Below are 25761 nucleotides of genomic sequence, written 5' to 3' on the forward strand. Positions count from 1 at the left end.
CTGTGGGAGCGGGCTTGCTCGCGAAGAGGCCGGGTCGGCCAATAAAACCTCAGGATCAGAATGCAAAAAGCCCCGGCATTCACATGCCGGGGCTTTGTTTTTTCAGCGAATCACTCAGACCTGTGGGTCGCCCACGTGCAGGATTTTCATGCCGTTGGTGCCGCCGGTGGTGTGGTAGCTGTCGCCCTTGGTCAGGATGACCCAGTCGCCTTTTTCTACAACGCCGCGCTTGACCAGCTCGTCGATTGCCTTCTGGCTGACTTCGTTCGGCGCCAGCGAGGCCGGGTCGAACGGCACGGTGTACACGCCACGGAACATCGCCGCGCGAGCCTGGGCTTCGCGGTGCGGGGTGAACGCGTAGATCGGCACCGAAGAACGGATGCGCGACATGATCAGCGGGGTGTAGCCGCTTTCAGTCAACGCGATGATCGCTTTCACGCCCGGGAAGTGGTTGGCGGTGTACATGGTCGCCAGGGCGATGCTTTCGTCGCAGCGCTCGAATTCCTTGCCGATACGGTGGCTGGAAGTCTTGCTGGTCGGGTGCTTTTCAGCGCCGACGCAGATGCGCGCCATCGCCTGAACGGCTTCCAGCGGGTACAGACCGGCAGCGGATTCGGCCGAGAGCATCACGGCGTCGGTGTAGTCGAGCACGGCGTTGGCCACGTCGGACACTTCGGCGCGGGTCGGCATCGGGTTCTGGATCATCGACTCCATCATCTGGGTCGCGACGATCACCGCTTTGTTGTGGCGGCGTGCGTGCAGAATGATTTTCTTCTGAATGCCCACCAGCTCGGCGTCGCCGATTTCCACACCGAGGTCACCACGGGCAACCATCACTGCGTCGGAAGCCTTGATCAGACCGTCGAGGGTTTCGTCATCGGCCACGGCTTCGGCGCGTTCGATCTTCGCCACCAGCCAGGCAGTGCCGCCGGCTTCGTCGCGCAGTTGACGGGCGTAGTTCATGTCGGCCGCGTCACGCGGGAAGGACACCGCGAGGTAGTCGACTTCCATTTCGGCGGCGAGCTTGATGTCGGCCTTGTCTTTTTCAGTCAGGGCCGGCGCGGTCAGGCCGCCACCGCGACGGTTGATGCCTTTGTGGTCGGACAGCGGGCCGCCGATGGTCACGACGCAGTGCAGTTCGGTAGCGGTGGCGGTTTCGACGCGCATGACCACGCGGCCGTCGTCGAGCAGCAGCTCGTCGCCCACGCCGCAGTCTTTCACCAGATCCGGGTAGTCGATGCCGACCACTTGCTGGTTGCCTTCGGTCAGCGGATGGCTGGTGGAGAAGGTGAACTTGTCACCGATCTTCAGCTCGATGCGCTTGTTGGCGAATTTGGCGATACGGATTTTCGGGCCTTGCAGGTCACCCAGCAGGGCGACGAAGCGGCCGTGCTTGGCGGCGAGGTCACGCACCAGCTTCGCGCGAGCCTTGTGCTCGTCGGGGGTGCCGTGGGAGAAGTTCAGACGGGCGACGTCCAGACCAGCCAGAATCAGCTGTTCGAGAACTTCCGGCGAGTTACTGGCCGGGCCAAGGGTAGCGACGATTTTGGTACGACGGACGGACATGCAAAGACTCCTGAGTTCAAGCGCCAGCGAAGGCTACTATGCTCCGAGGGTGTAGTCATTGTTCGAATGCACTACTTATCGTTTTCTTTATTGAACGTGGCAACTTTGGGACAAACGCGCCTGAAGATTTCCGACCAGGGGTCGATACAGAACTCAAGACAGGAGAACCCCCATGCGATTGTTGCCCATTGCCGCCCTTGCCCTCAGCGCCCTTGCCGCCACGGGATGTACCCGTTGGGCGATGAACCACCATCTGAACAACGCCTACAGCGCCTATGACCGGGGCAATTGCGAGCAGGTGATGCTCGAACTGTCCAAGGTCGAACGCGACAGCCGGGCGCGTCCTTATGTGTGGCCGGAAGTGTCGATGATGCGCGGCCAATGCCTGGAACGGCAAAAAATGTACATCGACGCGGCGCAGACCTACCAGTTCATCATCGCCTCGTACCCTACCAGCGAATACGCCTTCCGCGCCCGTGCGCGCCTGGAAACCCTGCAGAGCCTGGGCCATTATCCGACCCGCAGTTCGGCAGCGGTGGTACCGGCACAGCGTTTCTGAGGGTGGTTGTCATACAAAATCTGGCCTGTTGTACAAGCTGAGCTATAGTCCAGTGATCCGGTTCGGAGCCTGACTTTGAACCGGGGCAACACCTGCGACTGGTCGTTGTTGAGGCGATGGCGTATTGGCGACCATCCCACCGGAAGCGGGGAGAGCGCGGCTGCCATACAGGCGCGTTCCGAAGCAAAGGTGCGGCTCTGTGATGGAGCCTTGCATGGCGAACTGCGCATGTTTACCGACCGCCGAATCGAACGGCATCAGTTGCCGTACTTCCTCAGAGTGTTCAACAGCGTCACCGACAAACCCATCGGCTTTCTGGGCAACGTGTCTGAAGACGGGCTGATGCTCATCAGCCAGTTGCCGATGATGATCGGTGCCGAATTCCATCTGCGTCTGAAAATCCCCGCCAGCGATGGTTGCCAACAGGTGATCGACCTCAATGCGTGCTGCCTGTGGTGCCACGAAGACGCGACCCCCCTGCATTACGACGCCGGGTTCAGCCTGCAGCGCCCGCCCCCGGAATATGCGCAGCTGGTGCGGGCATTGAAGCAGTACTTCAGTTTTCAGCCTCTGCCGGCGTCTGCCTGACGTCTGCGGCGCTCTGTCTATTGCCTTCGCGGGCAAGCCCGCTCCCACAGTGTCCGGTGTTGATCACAGGAGGTGTACACACCGCCAATCCCTTTGGGAGCGGGCTTGCCCGCGAACGCGTCACCACAGACAACATCTGTCTATAGGCTAACCCAGAGCAATCGCCCGCTCACTGTCCAGCGTCTTCTCCGCCAGCAACAACCCCATCTCGCTCAACTGATAAATCGCCATCGCCAGATGCCGGGGTTTGTCTTCCAGGCTGTCCGCCAGATCCAGCAGCAGAATGCTCACCGACGAAAAGGTTTCGTAGGTCTGGATGGCGATGGCTTCGGGATTGAGGTCGGGGGCAACGCGGAACATCTGCATGCCGCGATCCACGGAATTGCGCGAGGGCGATTCAGGTTTGAGGTAGTGATCGAGGGCACGCTCGGCGGCTTCGTGGAGCTTTCGTGAATCGGGGGATTTGTAGGGCGAGGTATCGGCAGGATTTGTTTCGGGTGGATTTGGAGTTGGTTTGAACATGATTTCGTACTCGTCGTTAAGGCCATGACCTTGCTCGCGACTAAACGAGAGGGTGGCGGCTGTAAGCAGGTTAGTCGACCGGGAGTACGTAAACCGGCGCGCCCGAGGGCGCCCTGCGAACAGCCACCATCGAGTGCGGGGATAGGGAATACCCGACTTGATGACGCTTATACGCAACGTACTGAATCCCCGGACGACTAAACCCGACCACTGATTGGCAGCGGCACGGACTACGTTACGGGGCATCAGCAAAGCGCACAAGCCGGCGGATTCTGGCGGATCTGTAGGCAAAGGCGCAAGGCGTTGTAGCCTCTTGAACAGTCGGAGAAACACTACGAAATACACCACGACGAAACACTACCACTCGTCGGCACTGTCAGATTTTACAGGTGTGGCTTACGCCTCTACGGCGGTACAACGCGAAGCAAGATAAAGCCCATCAGACAGACCAGGAGTGCACCTGCCATGAGCGACGAGCCAGACGATCCCGTCATACAGTCATGGGCGGCCCCCACGTTCGCCGTTCCGCTGTCAGGAACCCTGCAAAAGCTGCCTCTAAGCGTCCGTTGCAACTTCCCGATCAATCGCAATGGCAAATGGAAGGCTCATATCTATAACCCGCAATTCAAGCGGGAACTCACCGGCACGCACAGGGGTTACTACTACGAGTTCACTGTTGATGACCTTGATCAGGGGCCGGACTGCGAAATACATACCCAGTTCGATGCGCAAGCTACGTGGTCGGAGTGGGCGTTCTCCGGGAAGTTTCGTGTTCTCAACCCCATAACCCTGAGCCCACCTCCGGCGCTAGTGGGGCCCGATCCCGTCATATCCGGGAGCGGCGCCTATCCTAACGCCGGCATTGAGCTATACCGGGTGCCTAACAATAGAACCTGGAGAGGAACTGCTTCGGAGAGCGGCAGTTGGTCGGTTCAAGTCGATAATCTTGAGGAAGGAACACACCAGTTCGGCGGCGTTCAGATTGTCAACTCACTGCGTTCTGACAATTCGGCGCTGGTTACGATTACTGTTGCCAAAAAAACAGTAATCACTTCACCAATAAAAGATGCGGTGCTGGTCAATGACCGTATGCCGATGATTTCCGGTGACGGGCATAACGGCACGGAAATACGGATCTATGAAGCTGGCAGCGGGGTGGTTTTATACGGCAGCGGCACGGTTGAAAACAATCGATTCAACGTGAAACTGAACGTAGCACTTCCATTTCGCAGAATTGTTCTGGTGGCCGAGGCAAGGACTTCCAGTCAATTTCTGCGATGGTCGAATGAGGTGCCGATCACCGTCGTAGAGTTTGGTATTCCCGTTATTCTGGCTCCTGCCACAGACGCCTATGTAACTCGTACACCCTTGTTCGAAGGTGAAGGGGCAGTTGGGGCATCCGTGATCGTTTATCGCGACGGAACCACGGAAGTCGTTGGCAGGGCATCGGTAGGCTTGGATAAAAAGTGGAGCACCTACGCTTCCCAACAACTGCCACCGGGTCGTTACACAATTGCGGCGGAGCAAACGTATCAAAATCAGGCGTCCGGGCGCAGTGACGCGCGAACATTCAAAGTCCGCCCGCCCGAACTGACGGCTGTCAACGTCACCTACCCATCCCTCACCACCGTCGAGTTCTCAGGTACCGGTTTCACCGGCGCCACGGTCGAGATCACGATCGTGAGTGGCCCGCAAGGTGCAACAGCGCCACCTGACGTGGTCGTGAGCGCAGGCACCTGGAAAACCACTTCACAGAACTGGCCCATCGGTACCTACGAGCTGACGGCTGTGCAAAAAGTCTGGGACAACGTTGGAGGCTATATCCTGTCGCAGGCGTATCGGTTCACCGCTTCCTCGAAGCTGCTGCCGCCCACTGACATTACCCATACCGTGAACGAATACAGACCGACCTTCTACGGAAAGGGCATAGCGGGGGCATCGGTCCTGGTGAAGGATAAAGCTGACGGCACGGCGCTGGCTCCGGCAGCGTTGGTCACCGCTCAGGGCTGGTCGACCACGGCCAATGCGCCCTGGACGCCAGGTTCGACGCGCACGGTGCTGTTTGTGCAGACACTGGGTAACGCCGAGTCGGAGCCGGTGGAATACACGGTCAAGATCGATCGTTACCCGGCACCGTTCGACCTGGGCTTCAGCGTTGTCGACTACATCCCGATCCTCACCGGCAAGGGCATCAACGGGGCGACGGTGGTGGTGACGGACAAGGTGACCGGTGCGCAACTGGCGCCGCCGGCAACGGTAACATCGCAGAACTGGACGACGCGGCCTGCAAGCCCCTGGGAGCCGAACACGACCAAGGTCGTGCTCGTGGTTCAGAAGAACGGCAGCCTGGAATCCGACCCGGTGGAGATGACCATCAGCGTGCCGTTAGTGGCGCCGCAGATCAGCGTCATCGAGGACGACGGGCTGTCGCCGAAAATCTCCGGCAGATGCTGGCCCGGCGCAGTACTGAGGCTGACCTACAGCGATGACACCACCGTGCATGAGCCCGATGGCGCCAGTGGCAACTGGGCCTTCAAACGCCCGGTCGGGTTTGCGCCGGACAAGGAGCATACCGTCACGGTGATCCAGACCGTCGCCGGCAATGCTTCGCCGGCGGCCTCGCAAACCTTCCGGGTCAGTCCGGAAAAACTGCTCATCACCGAACCTGCGGAAAACACCGAGGCCGGTCGCACCCTGCTCGTGCGTGGCGAACAGGGGTTCAATGGCGCCACCTTGCAATTGCGTGATGCCCAGTTCGGTTGGGCATTGGGCGCGCCGAAACAACTGACCAGTCAGGGTGCATGGTTCGTTGAACTGAGCGGGCTGGAATTTCGCACCTATCAGATCGATGCCACGCAAACCATCGGCGACCGGCCTTCAGCGCGCAGCGATGTGCGCACTTTCGACGTGGTGCTGCTGCCGCCCGTCATCGAGGTGCCGGCACCGGGTCAGGCCCTGCCGCGCACCGCCATGCTCTCGGGAACCGGCGATCCCTATGGCCAGGTGTCGGTCTGGCGTGAAGGGGTGCCGGAACCGCTGCTCGATAAAATACCGGTCAGTGCCGAGGGCCAATGGCAGGCCGAGGTGGTGCTGCCGGTCGGCACCTACACCCTCAAGGCCAGGCAATTCCTTGATAACAGGGAGTCGAAGGACAGCCCTTCGCTCACCTACCGCGTGGTGCCGGCCGCACCGTTTATCGAAAGCCCGGGACGGGACACGTTTGTCGGTCGCAGCGTGGTGGTGTCCGGGTTCGGCGATCCGGAGGACACAGTGACGGCGTCACTGACGAACAGCAAAGGCTCGGTACTGGGCAGCGCCCCAGTGCTTGAGGATCGCACCTGGACGCTGACGCTTGTGCTGAGTCAGGCGGCTGGACGGTACAACCTGCAAGCGGTCTCTTCGCGCGACGGCTACGAGTCGGACGCTTCCGTTGCGCACCCGGTATTACTTGGCACTTATCTGCCCGGGATTGATGAGCCGGCGGCAGGCGCCTGGGTTGCAGGACAGTTCGAATTGGCCGGCACCGGCCGCGCGGGAGTGGGTCAGGTGGTGAGTTGGTACGACCCCGGACAGATTCTCAGCGCCAACATCGCCGTCACCGCGCAAGGCTGGCGCAGCCAGGGTGGACAAGGCCTGCGCGCCGGTGGCCACTGGTGCCGCTTCCAGCAGACCGTCACCGACGGCGCGGATGGCTCGACCCTGTCCGACTGGGTCGAGAGCGGACGTTTTGACAAGATCGCAACCCCACCGGGAGCCGGCCATGAATGAGCCTGTGATTCGCCCTGTCGAACAATTGCTGTCGCAGGTGTTCGATGCCGAACAACGCAAGACCTACGCCGATCTTTCCATTTACCTTGAGAGCGGCGGTTCGATTTTTCCGCTGGTGGAGCGCGGCGTGCGCGGGCTGGTCCGGGACTATCAGCTGCAGCCCGAGGACGCCCAGGCGTTTCTGCGCAGAGCCAACGCCCTGGCGGTTTTCGTGCGGCGCCAGTTCATTGAACACACGTTGCGCGGTTCGGCCACCCAGCTCACGCGTCCTGACAGTGGGCTGTTGTCGATGGTGAACGGGCCGAGTTTCGAGCAACTGTTCAGCCCGGGATTCGGCGATTTGTGCCCGCCGCAGGCACTGGAATCGATCGCATCGCCGGTGGCCTATCTGATCGAGTTGCTGCGCTGGATCCGGGACTGGATCTTTGCCGAGGCTAAAGAGGGCAAGCTGGATTTGCATGATCGTCGCCAGGACCTGAAGCGTCTGCAGGTCGACTTCAGTGCGGTGCATCAGTCGATCTCGGCGCTGGACATCATCGTGCCGGTGCTGGAAACGTTCATCGAGGAAAACAAGGACAAGGACACGGATCTCGAAGACGCACTGATCACCGCCCGCTACCCCAACGGCCTGCCTTATTACCAGCATTGGGTCACGCTGGATTTCGCCGCCCGTCAGCAGGGGATGTCGGTGGGCAACTTTGCGCACATGGTGGATCTGGCCTATCCGTATTTTCTACAGCCCGAGGCCTGGGACAACGATGCCGGGCGGGCCCTGAGCCATGCCTCGCGGCTGGGGCCGTACCAGCGTGAGTTACTGACGCAAGCCCCCACCCCGGACGTGGAGAAGGAGAGAGAGGCGTATTACCTGCACAATTTTGGCGCGGGGAATTTGGATTGGCAGAACCTCAATCAAGTACCGTTTTTCGGTGAACGCACCCGCCTGAGCGCGCAAGACCTCGAAGCCTTGCTGTCGATTCGCGAGTTCGCCCCGACACGCTCGGCCCATGTCACCTACGCCGCAAGCGCGCCACTGGCGGGTGACGAGAGCCAGCTGAGCGGTTCGGTGTATCTCAATGCTGCCGAATCTCCAGCGCTGAGCATCAACTTCAACGGTGCAGCGCTTTCGCATCGTCTGACCGAGGACCCGGTCCGCATCGATCGCTACGAACGCATGAACCGCAAACTGCGTCTGGATCAATGGCTGGGCTTGCCGCCCGAACAGGTCGATGCCCTGCTGGTGGCGGCGATCAACGCAGAAAAACGCGGTAAGTCGCCACAATTCCCCTGGTGGATTTCCACCCACACGGTGCATGCCGTGGGCCTGTTCCAGTCACTGCGCGAGCGTTATGACTGCCCGGCCGAGGACTTTGCGGCGTTTATCGATGACCTGTCACTCTATGGCCGTGGCCCGGTGCTCTCGCTGTTCGACCGTACTTTCAACAGTCAGGGCAGCTACCGTCAGCCGTTGTTGCTGGACAAGGGATTGTTTACCGTGCTGCCGGGGCAAGGCGTGACCGACCTGACCGTCAGCCAGTTGTGCAGTGGCTTGAACATCGACCTGCAGACCTACGCTTATCTGGCGGTGGTCATTGCTCGGGCACATGGACTGGGTGACCAGCTCACACGTACCCCGGAGGTGATTTCGAGTTTTTACCGCCTGGTGAAATTGCCACGGCTGCTCGGTATTACGCCGGTCGAAGGGGGGCTGATGCTGACCCTGCTGGGCGGCGAGAACTGGCTCAATGGGCTGGCAGGCAAACCGCGCATCATCGAGCGCAGTGACAACGACAGTGTTCCGGACGCGCTCAACCTGATTTATGCGCTGCACTCTTGCGTGTCCTGGTGCAGGGAGCGCGACCTGCCGGTGCAATGGGTATTGCAACAGGTATCGCCGCTTCAGGCATTGGCGGTTGCCTCCGAGGCGGAGCGGAGCCTGTTCGAGCAGTTGCGCAATCTGCTGCCTTCGGCACTGTTCAGCAATGCCGGGTTGCAGGCGGCGGGGGTGCCCTTGCAGCCAGGCCTGGACTGGCTGCATTTTCTCGGTGACCTGGTCGACGCTTCCGGACTGATCGTCAATTCGTCGTTGCCCGAAGCGGACTACCTGAATTTTGCCCGGGAAAAACTCGATCAGGCCATCAAGGACGGGCTCGGTGAGGTCGACGCCGACACGCTTGCGAGTATTGGCGAGCGCATGCTGAACGTGTTGTTGCAGGCGCGGGAAGCACAAGTCTCGGTCGCCCGGGAATGCCTGACGGTGTACACCGGACTTGATGCCGAGCGGGCACTGCGGGTGCTGAGCTGGGCGCAGTCCTCGGTGTATCAGTTGTTGTCGCAGGTGCTCGAACGCGCCGAGCGCGAAGCACTGGAGGCACGTGCCTCGGAGCAGCCGGATCCGTTGCTGAGTCTGTTGGCCGATCTGCGACGGCGCAGTGCGGTGGTGAGCAAGCTGGACCTGAGCGCGCGCCTGCTCGAAGACTTTTTGCAATACGGGCACAAGGCCTGGATCGATCAGGACGACCGTCACCTGCTGTCGATGCGCACTCTGTATTACCTGAGCGTGCTGACCCGGGCGTTCGAGCTGAGCCAGCAGCCGGCGGACAAACTCCTCGACTATCTGCGCCAGGTTCATGCCTTGCCCGGCTCCATCAGCGTAGATGCGCTGCGACTGGCCCAGCAGGCGGCCGTGCAGCGCCTCGCGGCGTTCTTTGACTGGAGCGTGCAGGAAGTGCGTGAGTGCGTCAGCCGCGTGGGGGCGGACGACGCGATCCTGAAGACCCTCAGCCAACTCGACTTGCTGATGCGTATTCGCGTCCTGGCCGAACACAGCGGCATGGACGCCCTGACGATTTTCCTGCTGGGAACCCTGCCGGAAACGGTCGACAAGAGTGCTTATGCAATTGCCGCCGAGCGCGCCTTGCTGAGCATTTCGGAGACGCGCACCCCGTTGGTGTCTTTCGCTGACGAAGTGCCTGAACCCCTCGTCAGCATGACCTGCACCGTCGACAAGACCGAGGTGGTGGCCAACAAGCCGGCAGACAAAATCGTCCTGACCGTGACGCTCAAGGACGCTGCCGACAAGGCGTTGAAAGGGGTCTACGTGTATTGGCAGACCACTTTGGGCACGGTTGCGACTTCCGCTACCAATGCCGACGGCGTGCTGAAGGTCGATTACGTGCCGGGCAAGGTCATGGGGCGAGAGGTGCCGTTGTTCTGGCTGGATCTGATCGACGCCCAACAGGCGCCGCCGCTGCAGGTTCTCGACGATAGCGCGACCCTGGATTTCCCGCCTTCGATGATGGCTCAGGTGCCCGTGGACCCGGTGCCGGCAGGGCTGGAGGTCGAGCTGTATGCGAGCCTGCGCGACAACTACCAAAACCCCGGCCGCCATCGCCCGGTGCGCTGGAACGGCGAGAGCAAGGATCCTTCAGCGGTTCTGGTGTTCCGGCCAGTGCAGAGTCAGACCGATGCGCAGGGCGTTACGCGGGTCTTTGTCTCCAGCCCGACCGGCGGAGAATTCACGATTACAGCCCTGAGCGATGCCAGCAACAGGATGGTCGAGTTCGACGCCATCACGTTCCTCGCGCCAACCACCCGATGAAGCCGTTCGTTGAGGGCGCGTGGATGCCCGTCCTCAGGAGAAACCGACCATGACTCAGCGCAACCTGGCTGAACTGCTGGAAAAACGTCGTACCGCGTTGGTGGAGTACTGCATCGGTCACGTCGCCAAGAGCAAATACGCCTTCGTGAAAACGCCGCAAGACCTGTTCGAGTTGTTGCGCCTGGACCCACTCGACAACTATCCGGTGCAAAGCTCATGGGTGGCCGAGGCGACCAGTTGCGCCCAGCAATTCATCCATGCCGCCTACCGCAAGCTCGAGCCAGGCTACGCCGAGGTCGACTTCGAAAAGGAGCATCTGAAACTCTGGGAGCTGTACAGCAATTTCCCCGACTGGGCGGCGTTGTCGATGATTGCGGTGTACCCGGAAAACTACATCAATCCGTTTGTCCGGCAACGCAAGAGCGGGCTGTTCAAAACCCTCGAGAATGACCTGAACCAGACGCGCCTCAACGGCGACTCGGTGCAACGTGCCCTGCAGAATTATCTCAAGACGTTCGAGCAGACCTGCAACCTCGACGTGATCAGTGCGTGTCTGGACACCGACTCGGCCACGCGCGCGACCTACTATTTTATTGGCCGTCAGCGGGTGCAGCCGTTCCAGTATTTCTGGCGCAAGGCTGACATCGAACTGACGGCTGGCGGCACTGCGATCAATCCGGCCGCCTGGGGTGAATGGCAACCAGTGGACATTCCGGTGGCCGGCAAGGTGCTGGATCTGCGGCCGGTGTTTTGGGGCGGGCGGTTGTGCGTGGTGTGGGCGCAGTGGCGTGAGCGGGAAGAGGCGCAGGACGTGCCGTACAAGCTGGATATCAATCTGGCGTTCATGAATCAGAGCGGCGAATGGTCGGCGCCTCTGAGTCTGAAAAGCACCATTGAGGCCAATGACCTCGGCGAGGACACACGACTGATTGCGACCACGCTGGCGGATGCGCAGCACCCCAAGGGGCGTCTGGGGGTGTTGTTGATCAACGGCACCGGGGTGCTCAAGGTCCATGCGACACGCGATGTGCTGTTTCGCCCGCTGCCCGAGGACGACGGCAGCTGGCTCGATTACCTGGCGGAACACCGTTTCACCGATCAGTTGATCGTCCAGCATCCGCTGACCTCGAAGAGTCAGCCGACGGTGACGGTAAAGAGTCAGGACGACAAAGCACTGACGGCTTACTACGCCTTGCAGGTGGTGTTCAACGAGGTGGACAACCAGGATTTTCTGTGGGTCAGGGGCCTGTGCCGAGAGAAGACGCGAGCCGCCGGCAGCGACGTAGAGTTCAAGCTGACGTTCCACAGTGGCGCGGGTGAGGATCCCGACGAGGTTAAAGTCATAAAGTCCACCTCTGGCGGCTGGGCCACTGACTGGATGACGCTAAAGCGTTCGACCGGAGGCTTTGTCTCGTCATTCGATTTCACCCTGAGTAACACTGCACAAGGCACCAAGAGATTCACCGTGGAGTTCACCAGACTGCGCCGTTTCCCCGCGCCGACACTGGTAAAAAATTCGCTGGATGCGGCGCAGTTCATCGCCTTCAGACAAGAAGGCATGCTGCAACTCGCGCGTCTGAATTCCCTGTTCGGCCCGGAACTGGTCGAGCGCAGCCAGATCTCCGTGGATGCCGTGCTCGAGTGGGACAGCCAGTTTCTCGCGGAGCCGCCACCGGCCGACGGTACGATCAGCGAGCCCAACGGGGCCTTCGACGGCGCCAACGGTCTGTTCTTCTGGGAGCTGTTCTTCCATCTGCCGCATCTGGTGGCGACGCGCTTGCGGGCCGAGGATCGTTTTCTCGAAGCGCAGAACTGGCTGCATCACCTGTTCGATCCCCAGGCAAGAGCGAACACGAGCGAGCCGCAGAGACCCGACTACTGGCGCTGCCGCCCGTGGTCGCGGCGGGGAATGCCGGCTGCGAGGCCGTGAGGTTGACCGATCCGGATGCCATCGCCTACGCCAGCCCGCGGCACTATCAGATTCTGGTGTTCAGCGAGTACGTGAAAAACCTCGTCGCCTGGGGTGACTGGTATTACCGGCAACTCACCCGTGATGCGCTGGTGGCAGCCAAGCTGTGTTACGTGCAGGCCGAATTCCTCATGGGCAAGGCACCGTCTGCAACGGTCGTCACCCGTTGGGAGACGCAAAGCGTGGAAGCGTTGCTGGCAAAGAGCGCAACGCGTCCGGCACTGGAAAAGTTCGAGCAGGAGCTGGTGTTTTCTCTGGCCGATGTGCCACCGGCCGCCGATGCCCCGCCGCTGATGGGGCTGCTGGCGAACGAACCGTTCAAGTGTCCGATCAACGAGCAGTTGCTGGAGCTGTTCGACTTGCCAGTCCAGCGCCTGAACAACTTGCGTAACAACCTGACCCTGGACGGCAAACCGCTGGATGTGCCGCTGTTCAGTCCGCCGACCGATCCCGATCAATTGCTCCGTGACCTGGCCAGCGGCGGTGGTGCGCCACGCCCGATGGGCGGCCGTCTGGTGGTTGGCGCGTTTCGCTGGCGCGTCACCTATGAAGCGGCGTTGCGCGCGGTGCAGACCTTGCAGGAATACGGCAATCAGGTCTTGCGCCTGATCGAGCAACGCGACCGCGCCGAACTGGAAGAGATTCAGCAGGAATATCTGGGCGAACTGGAGGCGTACGCCCGCACGGTTCAGGAGCAGTCGCTCGAGCAGCAGCAGGCTCAGGTGACGGCGTTGAGCCAGAGTCGCAGCATGGCGCAGGAGCGCGCCGACCGGTTCCAGGCCTGGTTCGATGAGCACATTACCGACACCGAATATGAGGTCATGGAAAAACTGCAATCGGCCAAATGGCTGAATTTCGGCACGATGGCGATCAATAGTGGTGGTGCGGCGCTGGCCGTCGGGCCGTGCATATTCGGCGTCGCCTCCGGCGGCATGCGCTTCGACGCGATCGCCAATGCGCTGGTCTTCGGCCTGCAGATCAACGCCACGGGCATGCAGATAGACGCCGAAAAACAGGCACTGATCGAGAGCTATCGCCTGCGCCGCCGGGAATGGGAACTGCAGCGCGATCAGGCACGGGCGGAAGTGCGAGCCATCGATGAACAGCTCAACGCGCAGACGTTCGCGCTGGGCGCCGCCAGGGCCAGTCTCGAACAGACCCTGCGCCGCAACAGTCAAGCGCAGTCTCTGTACAACTTCCTGAAAAAACGCGCCAGCAACGCCGAGCTGTTCGGCTGGCTGCTGGGCCAGCTCAAGGCGTTGCACTATCAGGCCTACGATGCGGTGGTCAGCCTGTGCCTGAGTGCTCGCGCGGCGCTGAGCGCCGAAACCGGTGAATATGAGGTCGGCGATCCGTTGCCGCGGGTCTGGCAGGACAATCGCCATGGGCTGACGGCCGGCGAGCATCTGCGCGAGTACCTGCTGCGCATGGATCGCCAGTACCTGCAAAGCCATGAGCGGCGTCTGGAACGGGTCAAGACGGTGTCGCTGCGTCGCCTGTTCGATGATGCCAGCGATCCGCAGGCCGGGTTTGCTGACTGGGCTCAGGCGCTGGCCGACTTGATCGACAAGGGCACGCTGGAGTTCCAGCTGACGCAGTTGCTGTTCGACCGCGACCATCCGGGGGAATACTGCCGGCTGCTCAATCTGCTCGAAGTCGATATGGCGGTGCTGGTCGGGCCGTATGAGGATATCCAGGCCACCTTGTTGCAGATCGGCAGCAAGACCGCAACCAAGGCTTCGGCAGCGTCGGTGGCGTATCTGCATCAGCCCACAGGCAAAGTCGCTCCGGCCGATGTGCAGTTCAATCTGCGCAGCGGCCAGCAGATCGGCCTGTCGGTGGGCCTGGCCGACAACGGCATGACGGCGATCAGACCGGACGAAGGTCTGCTCAACCCCTTCGAGAACACCGGAGCGGTGTCGCGCTGGCAGTTGAACTTTCCGTGGCCGAAAAACCAGCCGCAGGCGTCGATGCTCAACTCGGTCACCGACATCATCGTGCGCGTGCGTTATACGGCGAAAGCCGGCGAGCCGACTTTCACTCTGGCGGTCAAGGATCTGGTCACCCGGACCATGGCTTCGCGTCAGCCACGTAACGGCAAAGGAGCAGGCAATCATGGTTGATCGGGACATGGTTGATCGGGACATCGAGGCCAATCAAAGCCTGATACTCAACGGTGACTTCAACGAAGGTTTCAGTAGCTGGACAAAGGGCGGCAACACGGCGGAGGTGGTGATCGCGGGGGAGCTTTACGACGGCACGATGATCAAGTTCCTTGCCGCCGCCAATCGGGGCACGGCTACGCAGGAGGTCACCTTGCCTGTCGAGCAAGGCTCCGGCGCCCGTTATGTGTTGAGTTTCCTGTGTGAAACGCGCCACGCCAATCCGGGCACGCTGAGCATCACCACGCTGGAGGGCGCGCCACTGGCTGAAATTCCCCTGCCGCCGGGCAACCCGGAGCGACTGGCTCGTATCGACAGCGGACAGCCTCTGGACTTCGTGCCAGTCAGTTACAACATTCCGCTCGATCTGCCGCTGCCGCGCCAGCAGAAGATTCGCGTCACCGTGATCTCGCCGGTGAACGAAAACCCTGAGGAGTATTACCGTAAGGTCTGCATCACCCGCATTCATCTGGGGATACACCTGGCACCGTTGGTGCCGCACAGATTTGTGCTGGATCGTGAGCACCTGTCAGCGAACGCGCCGCTGTATCTGTGCCTGGGCGCCGACGGCAGCTTCCAGCATCAGTTCGAATGCGTGCCCGCACCCGACAGCCCGTGGCAGTACACCCCGGTCGCCCTGATCAGCGACGACAATCCGCAAGGCGCCGTGCGCGCAACACCGGACTGGGGCGTCGCGCAGCCACTCGAATCGTTGTGGACGCTGTATTGCCCGCTGCTCGAAGGTCAGGAGCCCTTTGTGTTCACGGCCAGTCTGGTCAACCAGTACAGCGCCGAACCGTACCCGATCGAGGTTTCGCTGGGGCATCACCGCCTGGTGTTCAGCGATGTGCTGGAGGCCGCGTATTACCCGGTGCTGGAACTCGCGCAATCGGTGCGCCTCGGGGTTCGGGTGGCCTCGTTTTACACCGGCCAGTATCTGGCCGGGCGCACCGTGACCTGGACGAGCGAAGGGCAGGAGATTGTCGGGACGGCATCCACCGATGCCGAGGGCTGGGCGTACCTCGATTATCGGCCCAAAGCCGCAGGCACGTTCGCCATCGAGGCGTCGGTGGCCAGTCCCTACTATGCCGCCGGGGTTGAAACCACGAACCTGGAGGTCCAGGTCTTGGCGACCGATCCATGGGCAGACCTGCTGGCAGTGGTCGAGGACAATGCCTTGCCCTGGGCGCAGAAGACCGGTTATCCCAACCGGGGTTCGACGTATCCATTGAAGGTGCGGGTGCCGCCAGTGTTGCGCGCGACGACGCTGGCGCTGCATTGGCAAGGCACTTCTGCCGGACAGTTGGGCGTGCAGGTGCAGCCGCAGCTGGAGCAACCGGTGGCGGTCGGCGCAACGGACTTGAACTGGGTCCTGACCTGCGACGATCAGCTCGATGGTCGCTTCGAGTTGCAACTGCGCTGTTCGAAACTGCTGTTGCCCTCGGACTGGAAGCCGATGTCGCTGGCGCGCAATGTGGTGCGCATCGGCGCCGTGCAGGAAGCGAATAAATTTCCGGTGGTGGATGAGGACGAAAGCGTCCTGCTGCGGGTGCAAGTGGTGCATGTGCTTACCAGCGGTGATGGTGATCCGGTCAACCATGCGCTGGTGGACTGGGACACGCCCGAGGGCACGATCTCGACGGTGAGTGGCAGTGGCGGCTGGGCCAGCGTGCTCTATCAGCCGAGCCGAGCCGGTGAGCACGTGGTGACCGCCCGTGTGCGTGCGCATGCCGAGGCTGTCGTGACGCAGCGAGCGTTCGCAGTGAGGGCACTGGCGAGCAATCCGTGGAAGCGCGAGGTGCGGATTCTGTTCGACGACGTCGAGGTGGATCTGGTCGAGTTGGGGCTGCTGTGCTGGAAGGGCACAGCGCACACCTTGAAACTTGTGCCGAACCCCGGCAGTCCGCTCATCGATTATTCCATCACCCTGGACTGGCGGGGCGAGGATCCGCACATCGGGCTGTCGGTCAGCGACCTCGGCGTTCCCAGAATCCTGACCGACGCAGGCCTTGAGTGGACGTTCAGTTCACAGCAGGGCAGCAGTCTCAGCAGCCTGTTCGCGTTGCAGTTGTCGGTGAATTACATTTCGGTACCACGGGAATTGTTCGGACGCCTGATTGCCACTGATCTGGCGCAAGAACTGTCGGTGATGCTCGATCAGGTACCCGGCACGCCGGGCGAGTCGATGTTCTATCCGTGTCTTGGCGCGCGGCACGTTCTCAGATTCCTGCCCAACCCGTTGAGTCCGTTGGTGGGACTTGAGGCCTTTCTGGAGTGGCAGGGCACGCCACCCGCAGACCTGAATGCCGTTGTCGAGCCGGCGCTTGAGCTGGCGCAGACCCTCGCCGATGGCGGCACCGGGTGGACGCTGGATTTCGCCGCCAGTGCCGCTGCGGGGCAATTTTCACTGCAGCTGCGCCTGCCTGGATTGGCCCGGGCAACGCCAGTGAATGCAATGCAGCTGGATCACAATAAAGTGAGGATTGAAGGCTGGCGCGAAACCCCGGTCGATCCGGTGATCAATCAGGATGCCGCCTGGCAATGGGTGCAAGTGGTGTCAGCGTTTACCGGCGAGCCAGTGACAGGCGTCGCGGTGCGCTGGCACGCCGCCAATACAGATCAGGTCGTCGATACCGATGCGTTCGGCTGGTCGGGTTTTGCCCTGGCACCCACCTCCGCAGGTCAGCACCAGGTCGTGGCACAGCTGCTCAGCCGTTTCGATAATTACCAGGAGCAGCGCGAACTCAGGGTCACGGCGCTGGCGAGTGATCCCTGGCAAGGTGTCAGCGTGCGCTTCGATGGCCATCTCGAGCAGACCTGGGGCGCGCGCACCTACTTCCCGCGGCGTTCGGGCAATCACGTGCTCGAGTTGTTGATCAAGGAGGACAGTCCGCTGTTGCAGCAGGAGCTGACGCTGGGGCTGACCGGCACCGGGCCTGCGCAACTGGGGCTGACATTCGAGCCCGCACTGGGTGTCCCCCGTCAGCCATCGGCACTTGGTTTTCGCTACACGCTGCGATGCGCCGATCTCATGGATGGAGGGTTCGCCCTGCGCCTGAGCGCCGCGCGTCTGGCCAGCCTGTCACCGGCCAATGCGATGTCGCTGGGCACCGGCGAGCAAGTGCTCAAACTGCTCGCCAGCAGCATCGTTCAGCAAGTGCTGGAGTGGGGACAGACACTCGTCGAAGAGGTCCGGGTCGTCTCATCCATCACCGGTCAAGGCATCGCCGGAGTCGTGGTGACCTGGCGCAATACAGAGCTGGGAACGTTGACCAGTCTGACTGACTTTTACGGCATGGCGAGGGTGCAGTTCAAACCGCAGATTCCAGGTGCCTCCATGCTGACGGCTACGGTGGGGGATACGTTGCATTCAGAGTCGATTGCCTTGGCGTATACGCTCGAGGAACCGCGGAAAATCAGTGAGCTCATCATGCTGGAATCTGCGGTTTATCCCGGTGCGCAAGTGCTCGCCCAAGCGACGATTGTCTCGGCGATTGGAGGGCAGCCGCTCAGCGGCGTTGAGGTCATGTGGACGTTTGCGGAGGTTGCCCTTCCTTCGACAGTCACCGATGCCGCAGGCCGGGCGATCGTACGGTTCAATCTTGATACCTCCGGCATCCGGGCCTTGGCCGCGACAGTGCGGGGCGGCGAGGGCGGGTGGGACTACGCGCTGCTGGCGCTGGCTGTTGAAAACGGCCCGATCATCCAAAGGTTTTCGGCTGATCGCACAGTGGTCTATCCCCGGCAACAGTTTTCAGCGCAGGTCACGGTGGTCAGATCTGACGATGGGCGCGGTTGGGGCGGGCTCGGCGTCGTTTGGGATTTTGCCGGTGGCCGGAAGTCTTCCGTCACAGGGCCTGATGGCGGATCCACCGCCAGTAACTTCCTGGCGAATGAGCCAGGCGTCTTCCCGCTGACAAGTTCCATTGTCGATTACCCCTACTCGAGATCAATCGATATCGAGGTGGTCGGGCCGGACTCGGCGCGCATCAGCGACATGAAAAAATTAAGCGCGGGCGTTTTCCAGGTGCTTATTACCGATGGACGCCAAGTGCCATTGGCACGCAAAACAGTGTTCTGGCGTCTGGACAACTCGCAACTCGGGTCGACGATCACGGGCGAGGATGGCAGAACCTCCATCGACATTCAGTTCCAGACGGGCACCAGGGTGTACGCGGGCATTGAAATAGGGATGAGCAGTCAACTGTACGAATTAGCGCTGGATTTCTGAGGACTCATCGTTTGATCAGATAACGCCGGCACGCTTCCAGCTCAGATAGCGGTTCACCAGCCCCGTGCTCAACTCGCCGGGGCGCACATCCAGTACCTGCACGCCGTGAGCGGCCAGGCGCTCATGCAGTTCGGCCCGGGCATTGAGGTAGTCCACGGTGCCGCAGTAGGCCAGGGCTTCGGGCAGCGTCTGAACCGGGGAATTGCGCACGCGGTCGAGGGTTTCCTCGCGCAGACTGACCACCAGCACTTGATGCTGCTGGCCCAGACGTTTGACGCTGGCGAGCAGATCTTCGTCGTCCTCGTCACGCAGGTTGGTCAGCAGAATGATCAGCGCCCGGCGCTTCTGGCGGGCCAACAGATGATGGGTCGCCGTTGAATAGTCAGCAGGACGCTGACTGCTGTCGAGATCGTAGACGGCATTGAGCAGGACCTTGAGCTGACTGGAACCCTTGATCGGCGCCAGATAACGCGGTTGATCGACGGCGAACGTGCACAACCCCACCGCATCGCCCTGGCGCAGTGCCACGTGGCTGAGCAGCAGGCAAGCGTTGAGCGCATGGTCGAAATGCGCCAGCTCGTCATCCTGGCTGCGCATGCGTCGGCCGCAGTCGAGCAGGAACATGATCTGCTGGTCGCGCTCGTCTTCGTACTCGCGCGCAATCGGCGTGCGCTGGCGGGCGGTGGCTTTCCAGTCGATCTGGCGCAGGCTGTCGCCTTCGCGGAATTCACGCAGCTGATGAAATTCCTGGCCCTGGCCACGACGCTGGCGTTGACGTACGCCGAGCTGGCTCAGCCAGTTGTCCACCGCCAGCAATTGCCCGCCGTAGAGCTTTGCAAAGTCCGGGTAGACGCGGATATCACTGCTCACTTCCAGCAGGCGTTGGCCTGTCCACAAGCCGAAGGGGCTGGGCAGATTGATTTCGCAATGCCCGAAGGTGAAGTGACCGCGCTTGAGCGGACGCAAGCGGTAGCCGACCTCGCTGAATTGTCCGGGTTGCAGCTCGACCGGGAGCGGCAGGTTTTCGAAACTCAGACCCTGTGGCACGTGGTCGAACATCATCACGGCGACCGGCTCAGTGAAATCGTGACTGACCTGCAGCCGTACTTCACTCCAGCGACCCAGTGCCAGATTGCCGGGCATCTGGCGTTTGATCCGCGGCGAGGGCAAGCGTCTGAGGCGTAACGCATCGATGATCGCCAGCACCAGCAGAGCGAGGAGCAAACCCCAGTTGATCGCCGAAAGGCTGGCGGGGGTCGGGATGTCAAGCGCCTGCACGGTGCCCAGCAGCGTGCCGCCGGCCAGCAGAACAGCGAGCCAGATCAGCAGCAGGCGTGACGGTTTCACAGGCGCGGCGCCGGCACTTGGTCGAGCAATTGCTGCAGCACCTGATCGACCGGCAGACCTTCGATGTCCAGCTCCGGCGCCACCCGTACGCGATGGCGCAGCACTGCCAGCGCGCAGCCCTTGATGTCATCGGGAATCACGAACTCGCCGCCGCGCAGCAACGCCCGGGCGCGGGCGCAACGCACCAGCGCAATCGAGGCACGCGGCCCGGCACCGAGGGTCAGGCCTGGCCAGGAGCGGGTGCTGCGCGCCAGGCGCACCGCGTAATCCAGCACTTGATCGTCGATCGGCAAGTCGCTGGCGATGCGTTGCAGGGCCTGCACGTCCTTGGCCTGCAACACGGTGCGCAGCGGCTGCACGTCGAGCATGTCGGCGCGGGTCGAGCGGCTGACCTGGCGCACCATGTTCAGCTCCTGCTCGGCTTCCGGGTAATCCATACGCACCTTGAGCATGAAGCGGTCGAGTTCGGCTTCCGGCAATGGATAAGTGCCTTCCTGCTCGATCGGGTTCTGCGTGGCGAGCACCATGAACGGCTGGGCGATCGGCAGCGCCCGGCCTTCGAGGGTGACCTGGCGCTCCTGCATCGCTTCGAGCAACGCCGCCTGGGTTTTTGCCGGGGCGCGGTTGATCTCGTCGGCCAGCAGCAGGTTGGTGAACAGCGGCCCCTTGCGCAGCTTGAACTGCTCGGTGTGCAGGTCGTACACCGCGTGGCCGGTGACGTCGCTGGGCATCAGGTCCGGGGTGAACTGGATGCGCGCGAACTCGCCGCCGAAACAACGCGCCAGCGCCCGCACCAGCAAGGTCTTGCCCAGCCCCGGAACGCCCTCAAGCAGCACGTGGCCGCCGGCGATCAGCGCGGTCAGCACATCGTCGATCACGCTGTTCTGGCCGATCAGGGCCTTCTGCAATTCGCCGCGCACCGCTTGCGCCAACTGGCTGGCACGCTGGCGTTGCTGGGCGGCGTGGCTGGCGCTGCCGGGCTCGATCTGTTCACTCATAGCGTGTTCCTCAAGGTTTGCAGGTGGGCCACCTGGCGACTGAAATCAGCGCTGCTTATGCGCTGTTTCGACACCGGGCTCAGGGCCTGGCTGATGGCGCGGGTCGGCTGACGGGTCAGGCGCGACAGCACCAGCCATTGCTCGGCCACGTTCAATTGGTCGAAACCGGGATACCGGCGGCGGGCGCGGCGCAGCACGTCCTGTTGCAGGGCTTGCAACAGCGTGTGCTGACCGTTGTGGCGCAGGATGAAATCGGCACTGGCGCGCAGGTGTTCCTGCAACTGGCGACGGCCACGCTGAGCGCGTGCCTGCAAAGGCCCGTGGCGCACGCCGAGATGCCACAGGGCCAGACCGATCAGCGCCAGCAGGGCGACGATGGCTTGCGGGAAGTAACGCCAGAGCAAGCTCGGCAGCCCCTCGTGTAGCGTGTTGAAAATCAGCGTGACGTCGGTGTCGGCGCTCAGGTACCAGAGCAGCCAGGCGTTGTCGTGTTTGCTGATGGCCGGGGTCTTCCACAGCTCGGCATCGGTGACCACGGTGACCGAGCCGAGGCCGTACGCCAGTTGCATCATGTGCGTGGCCTTGGCGCTGTTGGCCCAGGCCTGGGCGAGATTCTTCGGGTCTTCCAGATGGAACGCGGTGTCGAAACCGGCGTAGGCCGGCGCGTCCTCGTCTTCCAGATAAAGTTTGGTCAGGTTCGGGTACGGATCATCGGCCAGTTCCGCCGGCGGCTCCTTGAGATCCTTGCTCAGGGACTGGTGCAACTGCACCCGATCCAGCAACAGGTCAGCGCTTTGTCTGGCCTGCTCATCCCACAAGGCTTCGGCGACGAACACCAGCCGCCCACCGGCACGGGCCCAGTTCAACACCTGATCGACCTGCCGCGGGGTCATGCGCGAACGTTCGCCGAACAACAGCAGGGTGTGCCGACGCGGATCGATGTCGGGCAGCACCGCCAGCGTTTCGGCGTGGCCGACGTTGAGGCCGCGCTCGCGCAAAAACATTTCTGCCGCCAGATAAGGATTGGCCTGCGCCTGGGGCGAGGGGCCGTGATCGATCACTTCCTGATAGGGCCGCGCCTTGAGGTACAGATAAACGCTCAACGCCGCGAGCAGGACGACCATCAGCCCGCCGAGCAGCCACGCGTTGCGCCGGTTCAAGCGCGCGCTCCCTGCTCGAACAAGGCGCGCCAGCCGTCACACAGTTCCTGTTGCAGATGTGCCGCCGGCACGCGGTGCCCGTAGGCCATGTTCTGCCAGTGCAGCGTCAGGGTGCGACTGAACGCCAGCAGTTCAGGGCGCTGCAATTGCTCGACCCGCAGCAGCACCTGATGCTCGGTGTCGGCAGGTTTCAAGGTCAGGGCAAAATCCTGGAGCAGACGGCTGAGCAAGCCGCGATAGAGCAGGCCCAACGCCGCGCGCGGCTGGGTCTGCCAGAGTTGTTCGGCGCTGGCAGCGATGTCGTCGGGCAAGGATTGCGGGGTCAGGTCCAGACCAAATGCTTGTTGCGGCGCAGGTGGCCTGACACGGGCGGGCAACTTCGTCCGGCGACTGACGAAGGTGCGCAGGAACTCGCGGTAACGCCAGATCAGCCAGCCGACGGCCGTGAGCAATGCGCCCCACAGCAGCACTTCGATCAACACCGCCAAGGCATTGAAGCGTTGACCGTCGAGCCAGCCGAGCAGGGTTTTCAGCCATTGCGGTGGCTCGCCGGGTTTGCCCTCGGCCGGGGTGGCCGGGTCGTCGCCAAAGCGGTAGCGGGTCACGCTTTCCTTGTTCTTGAACGGCGGTTGTTCGAGCAGCGCCTTGATGCTGTCGTGCGCAGCCTGACTGGTCAGCGGTTGGTGCAGCAGGCGTGGCGCCTCCGGGGCGTTGGCCGGGGCATCCGCCCACACCGGTTGCACCGCCGACAGCCACAGACAGACCGCCAGCAGCAGACCCAGAGCGCTGCTGTTCAGGCGCTGGCGCAAACGACGGAATACCAACTCGATGTCCCACGCTTCCAGTGCGGTGCGCCGGTTCAGATACAGGCTGAAACCGCAGGCGACATAAATCGGTTCCCAGACCACCAGCACCAGCGCGTAGAAGGCGTTGGTCAGGTGTTCCAGCCAACGCCAATGATGATCGGCGTCGAGGATCAGCGATTGCCAGTCCCAGTCGGTTTCAATCTGCTGTGGCAGCAGCATGTAGAACAGCACCATCAGGCCGATCCACAGCGCGGTCTCCAGATGCATGCCGATGATCGTCAGCCACTGCGCGGCGCCGGCATTGCGTTGCAGCAACACCTGTAAGCGTTGCTGGCGGGCGGTGCCGTCGAGGCCTTCGAGTTGCACCACCGGCAGCAGAAAACTTCGACTCAGGCTCAGGCGGCGCCAGGTCAGGCTGGCCAGCAGTTGTGGTTTGAGCAGTCGCGGAAATTCGCGCAGGGCCTGTTTCAGAGTGGGCGTTTCGCCGAACAGGGCCTTGGACAGGATGTACAGCGGCAGGCGTTCGTAGGCCGGTTTCAACCACCAGAAAATCAACACTGCCAGCGACGGCGAATCCCATAGCAGCAGACTGAGCACGACGAACAGCGGCAGGGTGACGATGGCCCAACTGGTCATCAGCAGCCGACGATGCTGCTGGCTCATGAGCACGCCCAGGTCCATGGCTTCCCAGGTGCTGCGCGGGCGGATCGCTACAGTGGCATCACTCAGGCGCATGGCGGGTCCTTCCGGCGAACAGCAGATAGGCCGCCACGGCGATCCACAACGCGGCACCGACCGCATATTTGATCGGCGGTGTGACCCCGGTTCGCGACGACCAGTACGCTTCGATGAACGCCGCGATCAGCAGGAACAGCATGACCCCGCACACCAGCAGCACGCTTGTGCGCGCGGCGGTTTTCAGTGCTTCACCGCGCGTCAGGCGTCCGGGCGCGATCAACGCCCAGCCGAGTTTCAGGCCGGCGGCACCCGCCAGGGCAATGGCGCTCAGCTCGAAAGCCCCGTGGCCGATCACGAACGACCAGAACGTCTGCCCGAAACCGATTTCAGTCAGATGCCCGGCCACCGCACCGATGATCAAGCCGTTATAGAGCAGGAAAAACGCGCTGCCCACGCCCATCAGCAAACCGCTGGCGAAGGTCTGGAAGGCGATGCCGATGTTGTGCATCACGTAGTAGCCGAACATCACCCAGTCTTCACTGGCCGCGCGTTCGGCCGAACGCCCGAGGTGCCCGGCCACCGGGTCGTACATGCTCTGCATCTCGCGCACCTGTTCGGCGGGGATCAGGTTGTAGACCCGTTCAGGAAAGGCATACACCAGCAAGGCAAAACCGATCAGGCTGCCGAAAAACACCAGGCCGGCGGCCAGCACAAAGGGCCATTCGGCGCGCACCAGCCGGGGGAAGTCAGCGAGGATGAAACCCAGCAGGTTGGCGCCGAAGCGACTGCGGTGCCGATAAAGCTGCTGATGGCCGCGCAACACCAGTTGTTGCAGCGAGTCGGTCAGAAAACTGCTGTAGCCGCGCTCCTGTGCCAGCGCCAGATGCTGGCACAGGCGTCGATAAGCCTTGGGGAAAGTGGCCACTTGCGAGGTGTCCTTGCCATGTTCGAGGCGTTCGAGCGCCAGCGTGAAGCGCTCCCATTCGGCCTTGTGGCGAGTTTCGAAAAGACTCTGCTTCATGTCGGCCCCAACAAGCCGCGGGCGATACCGTTGAGTTCGCTGACCGCTTTGGGCGCCGAGATGTGCAGCGGCTGGGCGAGCAGCGCGGCCAGCTCGTTGACCCGCGCTGGGGACAGTTCGCCCTGGCGTTCGGCGAAGGCGAGCAGGGCGCGTTGTTCGCTGAGGGTGAGCGGGACGGGCGAGCGACGCGGCTGGGCGTCGGGCAGTTGCGGGCGTGCGAGTGGGCGTTCGCTGTAGACCACCAGGGTGCCGGCGGCGATGTCGCCCAGGCGTTTGAAGGTCGGGTGCTGCAGGCAACTGATCGCCCCGAGGAAATAACCGAACGGCAGCAGGTCGACGAAACGCAACAGGTTGCGCAGCAGCGAGGCCGACCAGCCGATCGGTGTGCCGTCATCGTGAATCACCCGCAGGCCCATCCATTGCTTGCCCGGCGAACGGCCCTGACGCAGCACTTCGAACAGCACCATGTACCACCAACTGACGGCAAACAGCAGCAGCGAACCCAGGCCCATGCCGAGCTGACCGAGAAACGCCAGCAACAGGAACAGCACGCCGAGGATGGCTCCGCGAATGCCCAGGTCGATGCCGAAGGCGAGGCTGCGCACCATCAGCCCGGCCGGGCGCAACGGCAGGTCGATGCCCTCCGGGGTTTCCACTTGATAGCGGCTATCGAGTGGCGGGTTCAGCGGTGCTTTCCGTGGCGCTGCTGTGTTCTCGAGCATGGGCTACCTGATGGGGCCGGATCGGGAGGCGAGGTCTGTCCGATGCTAGCAGCCTCTTGGGGGAAA

15 protein-coding genes are annotated in these 25761 nt (G+C 62.2%); 7 read left to right on the plus strand and 8 right to left on the minus strand.

Annotation, left to right across the window (positions count from 1 at the left end; translation table 11 throughout):
- Window positions 1-114: 114 nt before the first annotated feature.
- The gene (pyk, locus tag JFU48_RS13760; protein WP_003227610.1) at window positions 115-1566 is read right to left on the minus strand and encodes a pyruvate kinase; all 1452 of its coding nucleotides are present in this window, start codon (window positions 1564-1566) and stop codon (window positions 115-117) included.
- A 172-nt stretch (window positions 1567-1738) separates the two neighbouring features.
- Here pyk and JFU48_RS13765 point away from each other — a divergent pair, with 172 nt between their 5' ends.
- Together JFU48_RS13765 and JFU48_RS13770 are read left to right on the plus strand one after the other, a co-directional pair.
- Window positions 1739-2125, plus strand: coding sequence for a tetratricopeptide repeat protein (locus tag JFU48_RS13765; RefSeq protein WP_003227608.1), 387 nt, complete (start codon window positions 1739-1741; stop codon window positions 2123-2125).
- A gap of 228 nt (window positions 2126-2353) precedes the next feature.
- Window positions 2354-2713 (plus strand): PilZ domain-containing protein, encoded by a 360-nt coding sequence (locus JFU48_RS13770; protein WP_045122830.1) that lies wholly within the window; start codon window positions 2354-2356, stop codon window positions 2711-2713.
- 147 nt (window positions 2714-2860) lie between these two features.
- Here JFU48_RS13770 and JFU48_RS13775 read toward each other — a convergent pair whose 3' ends face one another.
- A complete protein-coding gene (locus JFU48_RS13775; protein ID WP_201136731.1) occupies window positions 2861-3235 on the minus strand; it encodes a DUF6124 family protein in 375 nt (124 codons plus the stop codon).
- A 465-nt stretch (window positions 3236-3700) separates the two neighbouring features.
- On the opposite strand from JFU48_RS13775, the gene JFU48_RS13780 reads away from it, so the two are divergent.
- From JFU48_RS13780 to JFU48_RS13795, 5 genes are read left to right on the plus strand one after another with little or no spacing between them, the layout of a single operon-like run.
- Window positions 3701-7003: a hypothetical protein gene (locus JFU48_RS13780; RefSeq protein ID WP_201136732.1), complete on the plus strand. Its 3303-nt coding sequence runs from the start codon at window positions 3701-3703 to the stop codon at window positions 7001-7003.
- The gene (locus tag JFU48_RS13785) at window positions 6996-10601 is read left to right on the plus strand and encodes a Tc toxin subunit A (RefSeq protein WP_201136733.1); all 3606 of its coding nucleotides are present in this window, start codon (window positions 6996-6998) and stop codon (window positions 10599-10601) included. Before JFU48_RS13780 ends, JFU48_RS13785 begins: the two co-directional genes overlap by 8 nt.
- A gap of 49 nt (window positions 10602-10650) precedes the next feature.
- Window positions 10651-12531, plus strand: coding sequence for a neuraminidase-like domain-containing protein (locus JFU48_RS30330; RefSeq protein WP_342216036.1), 1881 nt, complete (start codon window positions 10651-10653; stop codon window positions 12529-12531).
- Window positions 12528-14693 (plus strand): Tc toxin subunit A-related protein, encoded by a 2166-nt coding sequence (locus JFU48_RS30335; RefSeq protein ID WP_342216037.1) that lies wholly within the window; start codon window positions 12528-12530, stop codon window positions 14691-14693. The genes JFU48_RS30330 and JFU48_RS30335 overlap by 4 nt, the downstream gene beginning before the upstream one ends.
- A complete protein-coding gene (locus tag JFU48_RS13795) occupies window positions 14686-18963 on the plus strand; it encodes a hypothetical protein (RefSeq protein ID WP_242486639.1) in 4278 nt (1425 codons plus the stop codon). The genes JFU48_RS30335 and JFU48_RS13795 overlap by 8 nt, the downstream gene beginning before the upstream one ends.
- A 15-nt stretch (window positions 18964-18978) precedes the next feature.
- Here the strand turns inward: JFU48_RS13795 and JFU48_RS13800 are convergent, their stop codons facing one another.
- Genes JFU48_RS13800 through JFU48_RS13825 form a run of 6 tightly spaced genes read right to left on the minus strand, consistent with a single transcriptional unit; the run spans window position 18979 to window position 25695 of the window.
- Window positions 18979-20310 carry a DUF58 domain-containing protein gene (locus JFU48_RS13800; protein ID WP_201136734.1) on the minus strand — a complete coding sequence of 444 codons (1332 nt, stop codon included), beginning with the start codon at window positions 20308-20310 and terminating at the stop codon, window positions 18979-18981.
- Window positions 20307-21308, minus strand: a complete 1002-nt coding sequence (locus JFU48_RS13805) for an AAA family ATPase (protein WP_003227594.1) — start codon at window positions 21306-21308, stop codon at window positions 20307-20309. Before JFU48_RS13805 ends, JFU48_RS13800 begins: the two co-directional genes overlap by 4 nt.
- Window positions 21305-22432 carry a DUF4350 domain-containing protein gene (locus JFU48_RS13810; RefSeq protein WP_446739775.1) on the minus strand — a complete coding sequence of 376 codons (1128 nt, stop codon included), beginning with the start codon at window positions 22430-22432 and terminating at the stop codon, window positions 21305-21307. The genes JFU48_RS13805 and JFU48_RS13810 overlap by 4 nt, the downstream gene beginning before the upstream one ends.
- A gap of 32 nt (window positions 22433-22464) precedes the next feature.
- Window positions 22465-24009, minus strand: a complete 1545-nt coding sequence (locus JFU48_RS13815) for a DUF4129 domain-containing protein (RefSeq protein ID WP_201136736.1) — start codon at window positions 24007-24009, stop codon at window positions 22465-22467.
- Window positions 23996-24973, minus strand: a complete 978-nt coding sequence (locus tag JFU48_RS13820) for a stage II sporulation protein M (protein WP_201136737.1) — start codon at window positions 24971-24973, stop codon at window positions 23996-23998. Before JFU48_RS13820 ends, JFU48_RS13815 begins: the two co-directional genes overlap by 14 nt.
- Window positions 24970-25695: an RDD family protein gene (locus JFU48_RS13825; RefSeq protein ID WP_103486330.1), complete on the minus strand. Its 726-nt coding sequence runs from the start codon at window positions 25693-25695 to the stop codon at window positions 24970-24972. The genes JFU48_RS13820 and JFU48_RS13825 overlap by 4 nt, the downstream gene beginning before the upstream one ends.
- Window positions 25696-25761: the final 66 nt, after the last annotated feature.

The sequence above is a fragment of the Pseudomonas sp. TH49 genome (assembly GCF_016650625.1).
Classification (GTDB): domain Bacteria; phylum Pseudomonadota; class Gammaproteobacteria; order Pseudomonadales; family Pseudomonadaceae; genus Aquipseudomonas; species Aquipseudomonas fluorescens_H.

Excerpts from the sequence above, each read along its gene's own strand:
- JFU48_RS13780 (WP_201136732.1), top strand. The coding sequence starts at position 3,701 with ATGAGCGACGAGCCAGACGATCCCGTCATACAGTCATGGGCGGCCCCC.
- JFU48_RS13820 (WP_201136737.1), bottom strand. The coding sequence starts at position 24,973 with ATGAAGCAGAGTCTTTTCGAAACTCGCCACAAGGCCGAATGGGAGCGC.
- JFU48_RS13765 (WP_003227608.1), top strand. The coding sequence starts at position 1,739 with ATGCGATTGTTGCCCATTGCCGCCCTTGCCCTCAGCGCCCTTGCCGCC.
- JFU48_RS13805 (WP_003227594.1), bottom strand. The coding sequence starts at position 21,308 with ATGAGTGAACAGATCGAGCCCGGCAGCGCCAGCCACGCCGCCCAGCAA.
- JFU48_RS13815 (WP_201136736.1), bottom strand. The coding sequence starts at position 24,009 with ATGCGCCTGAGTGATGCCACTGTAGCGATCCGCCCGCGCAGCACCTGG.
- JFU48_RS13775 (WP_201136731.1), bottom strand. The coding sequence starts at position 3,235 with ATGTTCAAACCAACTCCAAATCCACCCGAAACAAATCCTGCCGATACC.
- pyk (WP_003227610.1), bottom strand. The coding sequence starts at position 1,566 with ATGTCCGTCCGTCGTACCAAAATCGTCGCTACCCTTGGCCCGGCCAGT.
- JFU48_RS13810 (WP_446739775.1), bottom strand. The coding sequence starts at position 22,432 with ATGGTCGTCCTGCTCGCGGCGTTGAGCGTTTATCTGTACCTCAAGGCG.
- JFU48_RS13825 (WP_103486330.1), bottom strand. The coding sequence starts at position 25,695 with ATGCTCGAGAACACAGCAGCGCCACGGAAAGCACCGCTGAACCCGCCA.
- JFU48_RS13795 (WP_242486639.1), top strand. The coding sequence starts at position 14,686 with ATGGTTGATCGGGACATGGTTGATCGGGACATCGAGGCCAATCAAAGC.
- JFU48_RS30330 (WP_342216036.1), top strand. The coding sequence starts at position 10,651 with ATGACTCAGCGCAACCTGGCTGAACTGCTGGAAAAACGTCGTACCGCG.
- JFU48_RS13785 (WP_201136733.1), top strand. The coding sequence starts at position 6,996 with ATGAATGAGCCTGTGATTCGCCCTGTCGAACAATTGCTGTCGCAGGTG.
- JFU48_RS13770 (WP_045122830.1), top strand. The coding sequence starts at position 2,354 with ATGTTTACCGACCGCCGAATCGAACGGCATCAGTTGCCGTACTTCCTC.